This window comes from Xanthomonas sp. LMG 12461, from assembly GCF_009192935.1.
GTDB classification, from domain to species: domain Bacteria; phylum Pseudomonadota; class Gammaproteobacteria; order Xanthomonadales; family Xanthomonadaceae; genus Xanthomonas_A; species Xanthomonas_A sontii.
This window is the reverse complement of sequence record NZ_NQYT01000061.1, coordinates 1-13,087: the sequence shown is the minus strand read 5'-3', so window position 1 is coordinate 13,087 and position 13,087 is coordinate 1. Positions and strand designations below refer to the sequence as shown.

9 protein-coding genes are annotated in these 13,087 nt (G+C 70.3%); 5 read left to right on the top strand and 4 right to left on the bottom strand.

Features of this window, described 5'->3' with window-relative positions:
• Nucleotides 1–76: 76 nt before the first annotated feature.
• The gene (gene arsC, locus CEK68_RS15725) at nucleotides 77–502 is read right to left on the bottom strand and encodes an arsenate reductase (glutaredoxin) (protein ID WP_152236170.1); all 426 of its coding nucleotides are present in this window, start codon (nucleotides 500–502) and stop codon (nucleotides 77–79) included.
• A gap of 410 nt (nucleotides 503–912) precedes the next feature.
• Between arsC and CEK68_RS15720 the strand changes: the two genes are divergently transcribed.
• The 3 genes from CEK68_RS15720 (at nucleotide 913) to CEK68_RS15710 (ending at nucleotide 4,882) form a co-directional block, all read left to right on the top strand.
• Nucleotides 913–1,317 carry a DUF2946 family protein gene (locus tag CEK68_RS15720; RefSeq protein WP_152239946.1) on the top strand — a complete coding sequence of 135 codons (405 nt, stop codon included), beginning with the start codon at nucleotides 913–915 and terminating at the stop codon, nucleotides 1,315–1,317.
• A gap of 68 nt (nucleotides 1,318–1,385) precedes the next feature.
• Nucleotides 1,386–3,440 carry a TonB-dependent receptor gene (locus CEK68_RS15715; RefSeq protein ID WP_152239945.1) on the top strand — a complete coding sequence of 685 codons (2,055 nt, stop codon included), beginning with the start codon at nucleotides 1,386–1,388 and terminating at the stop codon, nucleotides 3,438–3,440.
• Complete coding sequence (locus tag CEK68_RS15710) at nucleotides 3,440–4,882, top strand: PepSY domain-containing protein (RefSeq protein WP_152239944.1); 1,443 nt, start codon at nucleotides 3,440–3,442, stop codon at nucleotides 4,880–4,882. The genes CEK68_RS15715 and CEK68_RS15710 overlap by 1 nt, the downstream gene beginning before the upstream one ends.
• 303 nt (nucleotides 4,883–5,185) lie before the next feature.
• Here the strand turns inward: CEK68_RS15710 and CEK68_RS15705 are convergent, their stop codons facing one another.
• From CEK68_RS15705 to CEK68_RS15695, 3 genes are all read right to left on the bottom strand, one after another.
• On the bottom strand, nucleotides 5,186–5,926 hold the full coding sequence (locus CEK68_RS15705) for a phosphoadenylyl-sulfate reductase (protein ID WP_152239943.1): 741 nt from the start codon (nucleotides 5,924–5,926) through the stop codon (nucleotides 5,186–5,188).
• Nucleotides 5,923–7,647, bottom strand: coding sequence for an assimilatory sulfite reductase (NADPH) hemoprotein subunit (gene cysI / locus CEK68_RS15700; RefSeq protein ID WP_152239942.1), 1,725 nt, complete (start codon nucleotides 7,645–7,647; stop codon nucleotides 5,923–5,925). Before cysI ends, CEK68_RS15705 begins: the two co-directional genes overlap by 4 nt.
• Nucleotides 7,648–7,765: 118 nt before the next feature.
• Nucleotides 7,766–9,643 carry an assimilatory sulfite reductase (NADPH) flavoprotein subunit gene (locus tag CEK68_RS15695; protein ID WP_152239941.1) on the bottom strand — a complete coding sequence of 626 codons (1,878 nt, stop codon included), beginning with the start codon at nucleotides 9,641–9,643 and terminating at the stop codon, nucleotides 7,766–7,768.
• Between the two features lie 195 nt (nucleotides 9,644–9,838).
• Here CEK68_RS15695 and cysD point away from each other — a divergent pair, with 195 nt between their 5' ends.
• Nucleotides 9,839–10,747, top strand: a complete 909-nt coding sequence (cysD, locus tag CEK68_RS15690) for a sulfate adenylyltransferase subunit CysD (protein WP_152239940.1) — start codon at nucleotides 9,839–9,841, stop codon at nucleotides 10,745–10,747.
• Nucleotides 10,747–12,741, top strand: a complete 1,995-nt coding sequence (gene cysN, locus CEK68_RS15685) for a sulfate adenylyltransferase subunit CysN (RefSeq protein ID WP_152239939.1) — start codon at nucleotides 10,747–10,749, stop codon at nucleotides 12,739–12,741. Before cysD ends, cysN begins: the two co-directional genes overlap by 1 nt.
• Nucleotides 12,742–13,087: the final 346 nt, after the last annotated feature.

Below are 13,087 nucleotides of genomic sequence, written 5' to 3'. Positions count from 1 at the left end.
GACGCGGCGTTCACACGGTGCTCGCGTGCGCTGCACCTGCGCTTAGCGAATCGGCTGCGCCGGCGGTGTCGCCTGGTCAGCCCACCCAGCGGCCCTCCGCGTCGACCAGCGGCGTCCCGTCCTCCTTGGCGAAGGCGCCGCGCTGCGGCGACGGCAGGATCTCCAGCACGGTCTCCGACGGCCGGCACAGGCGCGTGCCCAGCGGGCTGACCACGATCGGCCGGTTGAGCAGGATCGGGTGCTGCAGCATGGCCTCCAGCAGCGCGCCATCGTCCAGCGTCGGGTCGTCCAGCCCCAGCTCGGCGTAGGGCGTGCCCTTCTGCCGCATCAGGTCGCGCAGCGGCAGCCCGCTGGCCGCCGCCAGCGTCTGCAGGGTGGCGCGGTCGGGCGGGGTCTTCAGGTATTCGATCACGGTCGGCTCGACGCCGCTGTTGCGGATCAGCCCGAGCACGTTGCGCGAGGTGCCGCAGGCGGGGTTGTGGTAGATCGTGATCGTGGGCATGGGGCGGCTCGCTGAGTGGGACGGAACAAGGGCGGCCGTGCCGGAATCCTGCACGCGGCCGCGGCCGATGGTGCCGCAATCGGGGCGCCATGCAAGCGCCGCGCTCGCCGGACACGGCGGTGCGCGGCGCCCGCGATGGTCGCCGCCGCGTCGGAAACGCCGGCCCGTCGTCGATCTGCAGAGAGCGCATGGTCCGGCCAGGCAACGGACGGATCACCTTGCCGGGCGCCTGGGCGGCGGCAGGACGATGGCGATGCGGCCGTGCTCCGGGGGCGGTAGCGGCCGCTGGGGCTTCGGTCTACCGACCGAGGACGCTGCCGGTCCGGCACCGCCACGACGTGCATGCGTCACTTCGCCGCACACGGCATCGCACGCGTTTCAATGGCCGTCGCACCCTCTAGAATGCGCCGATGGTCCGTCTCCGTCAGCTGCCGTCGTGTTGGGCCGCGCTCGCCGCACTGGCGCTCGGCTTGCTGCTGCTGGCGCCGCCGATCAGCCAGTGGCGGCAGGCGCAGGCCGAGGCGGCGGCGTTGCAGGACCAGGTGCTGTGCACCAGCGGCGGCCTGCGCCTGGCGGCGCTGGCGGGAGCCGTCTCGGCGGCGCATGGCGGCCACCACGACGATGCCGGCCTGGCGCACGCGCCGGCCTGCGATTACTGCCTGCTCGCCGCGCGGCTGCTGCCGTGGGTAGTGCTGTTGCTGGCGTTGCTGCCCTGGCGCTGTCCGCCAGTGCCTGTGGCGGCGCGGCACAGCCGTGTCGTCACGGCCGCCGCACGCCGCGCACACCCGCCGCGCGGGCCACCGCTGTTCTCCTGATCCACGGGTTGTCGTTCCCGTGCCGCGGCGCCGCTGCGGCACGCCCTCGTGCCGATGGAGTTTTCGCCATGTTCCGTTTTCCTGCCATGCCACCGGTGGTGGCGTGCTGTTGCGTGTGTCTCGCCGCGGCCGCGCCCGCCCATGCCGCCGATGCGCCGCCCGGCGCCGCCGGCGATTCCGTGCTGACCCTGGGCAAGGTCCAGGCCACCTCGCCGCTCGCCGCCGGTTCCAGCGCGCGCAGCGTGTTCAGTTCCGTCGACATCCTTGGCGGCGACCTGCTGCAGGACCAGCATGTGGACTACAGCTGGGAGTTGCTGATGCGCGCACCCGGCGTGCAGGTGACCCAGTTCAAGATGGGCACCGACGCTGGGCGCTTCTCCTTTCGCGGCTTCAACGGCGAAGGCCGGGTCAATGCGGTCAAGCTGCTGATCGACGGCGTGCCCAGCAACGACAATGCCGGCGCCATGCCGTACCTGGACGCGGTGTTCCCGCTGGACATCGCCGCGATCGAGATCGTGCGCGGCACCAACGACCCGCGCTACGGCCTGAACGCGATCGCCGGCAGCGTCGACGTGCTGACCCGCAGCGGCGGCAACGACGGCCGCGCCAGCGTCACCGTCGGCAGCTTCGGCACCCGCGAGGTACAGGCGACGCAGGGCATCGAGCGCGGCGCCTGGAGCCAGAACTACTTCGGCGCCTGGCGCGACAGCGACGGCTATCGCGACCATGCCGACGCGCGCAAGCACGCGTTCGCCGGCAAGTGGTTCTACACCGATCCGGACGGGCGCTGGCGTGCCGGACTCAGCGCGCGCGACTACCGCAACACGGCGCTGGAGGCGGGGTATCTGGACTACGCCACCGCGCAGCGCGCGCCACGCAGTTCGCCCGACTACGCGCGCGACGACCGCAGCCAGCGCCACACCACGCAGGTGTCGCTGCACCTGGATGCGCGTCTGGCCGAGACCGTGCAGGGCAGCGCCAAGGCGTACTGGAACCGCTACGACAACCAGCGCTGGGTGCGCTTCACCGCGGCCGGCGCGCAGCAGGAACGCGACACCGACGAGCGCCAGCGCGGCCTGCTGGCCAGGTTCAGCTGGCGCCCGGCGCTGGCGCGTGCCGACGCCTTTGCGCTGGAGGGTGGGGTCGACGCGCAGTGGCAGGACAATATCTCGCAGCGCTACCGCACCGTGGCGCGCGTGCGCACCGCGCCGCTGCGCGACTGGGATTTCGATCTGCACACCGAAGGCGCCTACGTGCAGGCGGTGCTGCGGCCGACCGCGCGCCTGCAACTGGTGCCGGGCTACCGGGTGGATCGGGTCGGCGGGCAGTTCCGCGACCTCGCCAGCGGCGCGCGCTATCCGACCTACGCCTACGGCACGATCCGCCAACCCAAGTTCAGCGCGGTGTACGCCCTGACCGCGCAGGCCAGTCTTTACGCCAACATCGGCCGCACCTTCCAGATCGGCAGCGGCAACGGCGCCTACCGTACCCAGGCGCGCAACCTGGCACCGTCCTACAACGATGGCTGGGAGACCGGCCTGAAGTTCGCCGGTGCGCAGCAGCGCTGGGACGCACGCGTGGCTTACTGGGAGCAGCGTGCGTCCGACGAAGTGGCGACCATCCTCGGCGTGAACGGCAGTGTCGGCACCGGCGAGGTCGGCAACGTCGGCAAGACCCTGCGCCGCGGCTGGGATGCGCAACTGAACCTGCGTCCGGACGAGCGCTGGACGCTGTGGCTGGCGTATTCGCGGCAGCGCGCGGTCATCGTCACCCCCGACCCGAGCGCGCCGGCCACACGCGGCAAGGAAATCGAGAACGTGCCGCACTACCTGGCCAACGCCGGCATCGACTGGCAGGTCACGCCGCGGCTGACACTGTCGGCCTGGGGAAACGCACAGGGCGATTACTACGTGGAGCGCAGCAACACCCTCGGCCGCTACGGCGGCTACGCACTGGCCAATCTCGGCGCGACCTGGCGCTGGCGTGCGCAGCGCGAGGTCTCGCTGCAACTGAAGAACCTGACCGATCGGCACTACGTCTACGCCTGGTACGACAGCGGCTCCTCCGGTTACTCGCCCGGCGACGGCCGCGCGCTCTACGCCACGCTGAGCTGGGGCTGGTGATGACGACGCACTCTCCCGCGTCCGCTGTGGCGCCGGCACGCTTCTACCGCGCCGTGTGGCGCTGGCATTTCTATGCCGGCCTGCTGGTGCTGCCGCTGCTGGTCTGGCTGGCGCTGACCGGTGCGGCCTTCGTCTATCAGCAGCCGATCGACGGCTACTTCCACCGCGCGCTGAAGACCGTGCCGGTAGCCGCCCACGCGCAGACGCTGGCGCCGCAGCGGCTGCTGGACGTGGCGCTGGCCGCGCAACCGGGCCAGGCACTGCGCTACACCACACCGCCGCGGCGCGATGCCTCGGCGGAAGTGACCATCGCCACCGCCGATGGCCGCCGCGAGGTCGTGTACGTGGACCCGTACCGGGCGCGGGTGCTGGGGCAGTTGCCCGAGCACGGCACCGTGGCCTGGACCATCCGCCGCCTGCACAGCCTCGACTACGTCGGCTGGTTCGCCAATGCGCTGATCGAGGTGGCGGCCGGCTGGGCGATCCTGCTGGTGTTCACCGGCGTGTACCTGTGGTGGCCGCGCGGGCGCCGCGGCGGCGTGACCACGGTGCGCGGGCGGCCGGCGCAGCGGCTGTTCTGGCGCGATCTGCATGCGCTCACCGGCAGCGTGGTCGGGGTGCTGCTGCTGTTCCTGGCGCTGACCGGGATGCCGTGGTCGTGGTTCTGGGGCGCGCAGGTCAACCGCCTGGCCAATGGTCATCACTACGGCTATCCGTCCGGGCTGCGGGTGGACCTGCCGATGTCGACGCAGCGGCTGAGCGACAGCGAGGTGCCGGCGTGGTCGCTACGCCAGGCGCGCCTGCCGCAGTCGTCGCCGCCGGCCGCGGACCCGCACGCGGCGCACGGCGCGCATGGCGGACACGAGGAGCATGGCGAACACGGCGGCATGGCCGACATGCCGGACGCCATGCCGGCGGCGGGCGCGATCGGCCTGGATGCGGCGGTGGCGCGGTTCCAGGCGCGCGGCATCGCACCGGGCTACAGCGTGGCGCTACCGCGCGGCGTGCGCGGGGTCTATACCGCCTCGGTGTATCCGCCGGACCTGGCACAGCAACGGGTGATCCATCTGGACCAGTACAGCGGCCAGGTGCTGCTGGATATGCGCTATGCCGACTACGGCCCGCTGGCCAAAACGCTGGAGTGGGGCATCAACGTGCATCTGGGCCAGGAGTACGGTGCGCTCAACCAGATCGTGCTGATCGTGGCCTGCCTGGGCATCGTGCTGCTGTGCGTGAGCGCGGCGGTGATGTGGTGGAAGCGGCGCCCACAGGGCGGGCTCGGGGTGCCGCCGCTGCCCGCGGACCGGCGCACGCTGCGCGGCGTGGTCGCGCTGCTGGTGCTGGGCGGGATGCTGTTTCCGCTGGTGGGTGTGTCCTTGCTGCTGATGCTGGCGCTGGACTGGGTGCTGGTGCTGCGGCGGGAGCCGGTGGTGGGGGCTTAGCGGGTCGAGGTCGGAATGTGCTGTGATGCTGCCGCGATAAGCCGATCCATCGGCGCATCCGACTTGTTGCAGTCGGGACTGAAGTCCCTCCCACAAAGAGCGATCCGCGGTCATTGTTGCCGTCAGCCTTGCACTGGAGATAAGGGGCTGTCTCTGTAGAAGCGGCTTCAGCCGCGACCGGGCGTTCCCATGAAACCCGGTCGCGGCTGAAGCCGCTTCTACTGAAAAAACGCGGTGTGGCCGGTAACGCCTGTCGCAGTTGACGCCGCGCCTACAAAAAGCCCGAACGTGTGCTGGCGCGTCTCACAGATCCTCATGGATCCCGCACTCGCGCTTGAGGCCGAAGAAGCGGGTGTCTTCCTCGCGCATGCCCGGTTCCCAGCGGCGGGTGGTGTGGAAATCGCCGATGGAGACGTAGCCCTGTTCCCATAGCGGGTGATAGGGCAGGTCGTGCTGCTGCATGTATTGCCACAGGTCGCGGTCGCTCCAGTCGGCGATCGGGTTGATCTTGTAGCGCTCGCCGCGCTTCTGCACGAACGGGGTCTGCGCGCGGCTGTCGGACTGGCTGCGGCGCAGGCCGGTGAACCAGGTGCCGACCTTCAGTTCGTCCAGGGCGCGACGCATCGGCTCGACCTTGCGCAGGTTGTTGTACTGCTCGATGCCGACCATGCCCTGTTCCCACAGGCGGCCGTGGCGCGCTTCCATCCAGGCGCGGCTGACCAGCGGGCGATAGATCTTGAGATTGAGCTTGAGTCGGTCGGTCAGCGCGTCGGCGAAGCGGTAGGTCTCGGCGAACAGGTAGCCGGTGTCGATCAGGATCACCGGGATGTCCGGGCGCTGCCGGGTCAGCAGGTGCAGGGTGGCGGCCGATTGCGCGCCGAAGCTGGACGACAGTGCCGCTTCGGCCGGGCCGTGCTGCAGCGCCCAGGCCACGCGCTCGGGCGCGGACAGCGTCGCCAGCAGCGCATTGGCGGCATCGAGATCCAGGGCCGGCACCGGTGCGTTGGCGGAGGCGTCTTGGGAGGCGGCGGGCAGAGCGCTCATGCGTGCAGTTCCGACGGAATCAGGTGACGGTGGGTGGGATAGGCGGGCAACTCGACCACGCCAGTGCGGTGCAGGAAATCGCCGAAGCGCTCGTCCTCATGCCGCTCGTTGGCATAGCGCGCGAACAGCGGTTCCAGCGCGGCGAGGATCTCCGGTTCGGCGATGTTCTCGCGGTAAAGGGTGTTGAGGCGCTGGCCGCGGTGGTCGCCGCCGAGCATCAGGTTGTAGCGGCCCGGCGCCTTGCCGACCAGGGCGATCTCGGCCAGGTACGGCCGCGAGCAGCCGTTCGGGCAACCGGAGAGGCGCAGCAGGATCGGCGCGTCCTGCAGGCCGTGGCGCGCCAGCAATGGCTGCAACTGCGCGGCGAAGGCCGGCAGGTAGCGCTCGGCCTCGGCCATCGCCAGGCCGCAGGTGGGCAGGGCGACGCAGGCCATGGCCGCGCGCGCCAGCGCGGTGGGTGCGCGGTTGCCAGCGTCCAGCGCATGCGCGCGCACCAGCGCGTCGATCGCATCGCGTTGCGCCGCGGGGATGCCGGCGATCACCAGGTTCTGGTTCGAGGTCATGCGGAAGTGCGCGCCGTCGCCAGTGTTGCGCAGCTGCGCGGCGATCACGCGCAGGCCGCTGAGGTACTGTGCGCCGTCGGCGTGGTCGGCGATGCGCCCGGCCGGCAGCGACAGGGTCAGGTGCCAGCGGCCGTCCTCGCCGGTCTGCCAGCCGGCGCGGTCGCCGTTGTGCTCGAAGGCGAAGTCGCGCGTGGGCTGCAGGCGCACGCCGGCACGCCGCTCGATCTCCGCCAGCACCGTGTCCAGGCCGTGGTCGTCGATGGTGTACTTGAAGCGCGCGCGCTTGCGCACGGTGCGGTTGCCCAGGTCGCGCTGGGTGGTGACCACCGCGGTGGCGACGTCGCGCAACTGCGCGCGGTCGATGAAGCCGACCACGTTGGCCACGCGCGGGTAGGTCTCCGCATCGCCATGGCTGGCGCCCATGCCGCCGCCGAGGCTGACGTTGTAGCCGGCCAGCGTGCCGTCGGCGCCGAGCACGCCGATGAAGCCCAGATCGTTGGCGAACACGTCCACGTCGTTGATCGGGGGCAGCGCGAAACCGATCTTGAACTTGCGCGGCAGGTAGGCGTTGCCGTAGATCGGCTCGTCCTCCTGCCCGCTGCCGGCGACCTGTTCCTCGCCCAGCCAGATCTCGTAGTAGGCGCGGGTATTGGGCAGCAGGTGTTCGGACACGCGCGCGGCGTCGGCGTAGAGCGTGGCGTGCGCCTGCGAGGCCAGCGGATTGGCGGCGACCTGCACGTTGCGGTTGACGTCGCCACAGGCGGCCAGGGTGTCGATCAGCGCGGCGTTGATCGCCTGCATGGTCGCCTTCAGTTCGCGCTTGATCACCCCGTGGAACTGGAACGCCTGGCGCGTGGTGACGCGCAGCGAGTGGTTGCCGTAGGTGGTGGCGATGGCGTCGAGCTTGAGCCACTGCGCCGGATCGACCACCCCGCCCGGGGTGCGCGTGCGGATCATGAACTGGTAGGCCGGCTCCAGCTTCTGCCGGCGCCGCTCCTCGCGCAGATCGCGGTCGTCCTGCTGGTAGCTGCCGTGATACTTGATCAGGGTCTGATCGTCCTCGCGCAGCGCCCCGGTGACCGGATCGGCCAGGCTCTGCAGCAGCGACCCGCGCAAGCGCTGGCTGTGGTGCTTGATGTCTTCGACGGAGTGGGACATTGGGCAGGGAATCGAGAATAGGGAATAGGGAATGGCAAGAGCGGGTGCGTCGGATTACGGAAAGCCCGTCGAGGTCGGCTGTTGCCCATTCCCCATTCCCGTTTCCCGATTCCCCGCCTCAATAGACATCACGCGCATACCGCCCCTCTCGCTGCAGTTGGCTGAGGTAGGCGGCGGCGTCCTCGGGGCTGTGGGCGCCGTGTTCGGCGACGAGCTCCAGCAGGGTGGCGTGCACGTCCTTGCCCATGGCGATGGCGCCGCACACGTACAGGTGCGCGCCGTTCTGCAGCCAGTCGTAGACGGCACGGCCGTGTTCGCGCAGGCGCTGCTGCACGTAGACCTTGGAAGGAGCGGTGTTCCCGCGCAGCGGTTGCACGTCGCGCGAGAACGCCAGGTCCAGCCGGTGCAGTTCGCCGCTGCGCAGCGCCTGTTGCCATTCGGCCTGGTAGAGGAAGTCGCGGTTGAAGTGGCGGGCGCCGAAGAACAGCCAGTTGCGGCCGCTGGCGCCGCTCTCGGCGCGCTCCTGCACGAAGCCGCGGAACGGCGCCACGCCGGTGCCGGGGCCGATCATCAGGATGTCGCGGCTGGCGTCGGCCGGCACCCGGAAGCGTTCGTTGGGTTCGATGTACACCGGCGCGCTGTCGCCTTCGGCCAGGGCAGCCAAATAGCCGCTGGCGGCGCCACCGTGCGCATGGCCGTGCGCGTCGTAGGCCAGCACGTCGACGGTGAGGTGGGCTTCGTCGCCGACCCGCTTGCGGCTGGAGGCGATCGAGTACAAGCGCGGGACCATCGGCCGCAGCGCCTGCAGCAGCGCGGCGTGGTCCCAATCCGCCGGCCAGCGCCGCAGCACGTCGATCACTTGGTGATCGGCGAGCAGCGCCGCCAGGCCGGCGGTCTGGGTGGGGTCGAGCAGCTCGGTCAGCGCGGTCGCGCCGGCGCGTTCGGCGACCGCGCTGAGCAACGGGCGCGAGGCCCGTGTCAGTTCGCGGTGGCCGCTGAGCCACTCGTGCAGGGACAGTGTCTGCCCATCGGTGGTGAGTTCGACGTGACCGTCCAGTCGCGTCGCGGTCAACACCGCCTCGACCAGTGCAGGCGGGTTGCGATGGCGCACGCCCAGGGCATCGCCGGGTTCGTAGTGCAGGCCGCTGCCGGCCAGCGACAGCTCCAGGTGGCGTACGTCCTTGTCGGCCGGGCCGTGCGCGGCGTAGCGCGGGCCCTTGAAGTCGCGGCCGCTGATCGGCTGGTTGGCCAGCACTTCGGCGGCGAACGGCTGGGTGCGGCTCCAAGCCGTCGCCGCGGTGCCGCGCAGCGGGGTCACCGTGGCCGACGGCGCCGCGGGCGTGTGGCGGCCCAGTACGTCGCGTGCCTGCGCCAGCGCCTGCACGCGCCATGGCGCCGCGACCGTCTCGATCTCCAGGTCGGCCTCGCCCAGCGGCAGCAGCCGCTGCGCGCCGAGTTCGGCCAGGCGCGCATCCAGGCGCCGGGCGATGCCGCAGAAATCGGCGTAGCTGGAATCGCCCAGGCCGAGCACGGCGTACTGCAGCTGCGGCAGCTTTGGCGCGCGCCGGCTCTGCAGGAACTCGACGAAGCCGATCGCATCGTCCGGCGGGTCGCCCTCGCCCTGGGTGCTGATGACCACGTACAGCAGGCGTTCGTTGCCCAGTTCGCGGGTGGGATAGACGTCGGCGCGCAGCAGGCGCACCGCCAGCCCGGCGGCTTCGGCCTCGGCGGCCACCTGTTCGGCGGCGCGGCGCGCGTTGCCGGTCTGGCTGCCGTAGACGATGCTCAACTGCGGCGCGGGCGAGGGTGACGCGGCGGCACCGGCGACCACGGCCAGCGCCGGGGTTGTCGGCCCCTGCGCCTGGGCCAGGCCGGCGGCGTAGCCGGACAGCCACCACAGGCCGGCCGCGTCCAGGCCCTCCACGGTCCGCGCCAGCAGTGCCTTGCGCTCCTCGGGCAAGGGGCTGGGCGGCAACGCGGGCGAGGCGGCGGTCATGGCCGGTCCGGGTGTTGGGAAGGGATGACCGATGTTAGGGAAGCGTTGCGCGGTGCAGAAAGGAACAGGGGTTATCGGCTCATGCCCGGGGCTTATTTCTGCCGGGCGGCCGGCGCGACGCACACTGCCGCCCCGACTGCCACGACCGCTGCTACGCTTCGGTCCGGTCTCCTACTGCCTGCCGCCGCCGTCTCGATGAGTGCGTTCCCCCTGTCCCACCTCGACCGCCTAGAGGCCGAGAGCATCCACATCCTGCGCGAGGTCGCTGCCGAGTTCCGCAACCCGGTGCTGCTGTATTCGGTGGGCAAGGACAGCTCGGTTCTGCTGCACCTGCTGCTCAAGGCGTTCGCGCCGGCGCCGCCGCCGATCCCGCTGCTGCACGTGGACACGCGCTGGAAGTTCCGCGAGATGATCGCCTTCCGCGACCGCCGCGCCGCCGAGACCGGCGTGGAGCTGCGCGTGCACATCAATCCCGACGGCGTCGCCCAGGACGTCGGCCCGTTCAGCCACGGCGCCAGCGTGCACACCGACGTGATGAAGACCCAGGCGCTCAAGCAGGCGCTGGACCTGTGGAAGTTCGATGCCGCCATCGGCGGCGCGCGCCGCGACGAGGAGAAGGCGCGCGCCAAGGAGCGCGTGTTCTCGTTCCGCAACGCGCACCACCGCTGGGACCCCAAGCAGCAGCGTCCGGAGTTGTGGAATCTGTACAACCCGCGCATCCATCCCGGCGAGAGCGTGCGCGTGTTCCCGCTGTCCAACTGGACCGAGCTGGACATCTGGCTGTACATCTACCGCGAAGCGATTCCGGTGGTACCGCTGTACTTCGCCGCCGAGCGTCCGGTGGTGGAGCGCGACGGCGCGCTGATCATGGTCGACGACGCACGCCTGCCGTTGCGTCCCGGCGAAACCCCGCAACTGCGCCGCGTGCGCTTCCGCACCCTCGGCTGCTACCCGCTGACCGGCGCGATCGAGTCGCAGGCCGACACCCTGGGGAAGATCATCGCCGAGATGCTGCAGGCCACCACCTCCGAACGCCAGGGCCGGGTCATCGACCAGGATCCGGGTGCGTCGATGGAGCAGAAGAAGGTGGAGGGGTATTTCTGATGGGTTGGGAATCGGGAGCAGGGAATCGGGAATCGCAAGTGCAAAAGCAAGCATCGCCGCCATCTGGCGCGTCGCAGGAGACCGCTGTTTCCATTCCCCATTCCCCATTCCCTATTCCCGTAGGCGGCGACGCAGTCGCCGCCTACCTGCAGCAACACGAACACAAGCCGCTGCTGCGCTTCATCACCTGCGGCAGCGTCGACGACGGCAAGAGCACGCTGATCGGTCGCTTGCTGTACGACAGCAAGCGGCTGTTCGACGACCAACTGGCTGCGCTCGGTGTCGACAGCAAGCGCCACGGTACCCGCGGCGGGGCGATCGACTATGCGTTGCTGCTGGACGGCCTGGCCGCCGAGCGCGAGCAGGGCATCACCATCGACGTGGCGTACCGCTATTTCGATACCGACCGACGCAAGTTCATCGTCGCCGACTGCCCCGGGCATGCGCAGTACACCCGCAACATGGCCACCGGGGCGTCCACCGCCGATGTGGCGGTGGTGCTGGTCGATGCGTCCAAGGGCGTGCTGACCCAGACCCGCCGGCACAGCTACATCGTCGCGCTGCTGGGCATCCGTCACGTGGTGCTGGCGGTCAACAAGATGGACCTGGTCGAGTTCGCGCAGGCGACGTTCGACGCGATCGCCGCCGAGTACCGCGCGCTCGCCACGCAGTTGGGCATCGCCGACGTGCAGTGCATTCCGCTGTCGGCGCTGGAGGGCGACAACCTGTCGCAGCGTTCGGCGCGCATGCCCTGGTATGCCGGCCCGGCACTGCTCGAACACCTGGAAGGGGTGCAGTTGGGCGCGCGCCGCGGCGACGGCGGCCTGCGCCTGCCGGTGCAGTGGGTCAACCGGCCGCACGCGCAGTTCCGCGGCTTCGCGGGCACCGTGGCGGCCGGCGCGGTACAGCCCGGCGATGCGGTGGTGGTGCTGCCGTCGGCGCGGCGCGCGCAGGTCGCGCAGGTGCTGATCGGCGCCGATGCGGTGCCGCGCGCGGTGGCCGGGCAGGCGGTGACGCTGACCCTGACCGAGGAGATCGACGTCAGCCGTGGCGATGTGATCGCCGCTGCCGGCGATCCGCCGGAGGTGGCCGACCAGTTCGCCGCGCACGTGCTGTGGATGGACGATGCCGCGCTGCTGCCGGGTCGCCCGTACTGGCTGAAGATCGGTGCGCGCACCGTGGCCGCCAGTGTCACCGAGATCAAGCACCGCATCGACGTCAACACGCAGGAGCGGCTGGCGGCCAAGCGCCTGGAACTCAACGAGGTCGGTTACTGCAACCTGGCGCTGGACCAGCCGATCGCCTTCGCCCCGTACGCGCAGGACCGTGCGCTCGGCGGCTTCATCCTGATCGACCGCCACAGCAACGCCACCGTCGCCGCCGGGACCCTGGATTTCGCGCTGCGCCGCGCCGGCAACGTGCACTGGCAGCACCTAGACGTGGACAAGGCCGCGCGCGCGCGGATCAAGGGACAGACACCGAAGGTGCTGTGGTTCACCGGCCTGTCCGGCGCCGGCAAGTCGACCATCGCCAACCTGGTCGACAAGCGCCTGCACGCACTGGGCTACCACACCTTCATTCTCGATGGCGATAACGTGCGCCATGGCCTGAACCGCGATCTGGGCTTCACCGACGAGGACCGCGTGGAGAACATCCGCCGCGTCGCCGAGGTGGCCAGGCTGATGACCGATGCCGGCCTGATCGTGCTGGTCAGCTTCATCTCGCCGTTCCGCGCCGAGCGGCAACTGGCGCGCGAGCGCTTCGGCGAGGGCGAGTTCCTCGAAGTGTTCGTCGACGTGCCGTTGCCGGTGGCCGAGGCGCGCGACGTCAAGGGCCTGTACGCCAAGGCGCGCGCTGGCCTGATTCCCAACTTCACCGGCATCGACTCCCCGTACGAGGCGCCGGAGCGGCCGGAACTGCACCTGCACGCCGATGGCGACAATGTCGAAGCGCTGGCCGCGCAGGTGCTGGCGGCGCTGGGGTTGCAGGACTGAGGTGGCGAGGGGGGGTAATTGGCGCGGCAGGTGTCGACCGTCTCGCCGTGCCCCTGTAGCGCCCTTTGTAGGAGCGGCTTCGGCCGCGACCACGCTTTCCCGGTAACGCCCATCGCGGCTGAAGCCGCTCCTTGTATCTGGACATGTCGCCCCTAAACAGGCGTCATGTCTTCCGACTGATCATCGGAGGAGGTGCGGGAGGTCCAGTCGCTCCTAAAGCTTCGAGCTTGCATCGTAGATCGGCTCCGCCCTCCACATGCTGGCCCTTGTGTGTCCGAACGGTATCCAGAGTCCGCCCGCGGGCGTGAACTCGCATCGACAAGGCAGGACCGGGCCCAGCGCCGAT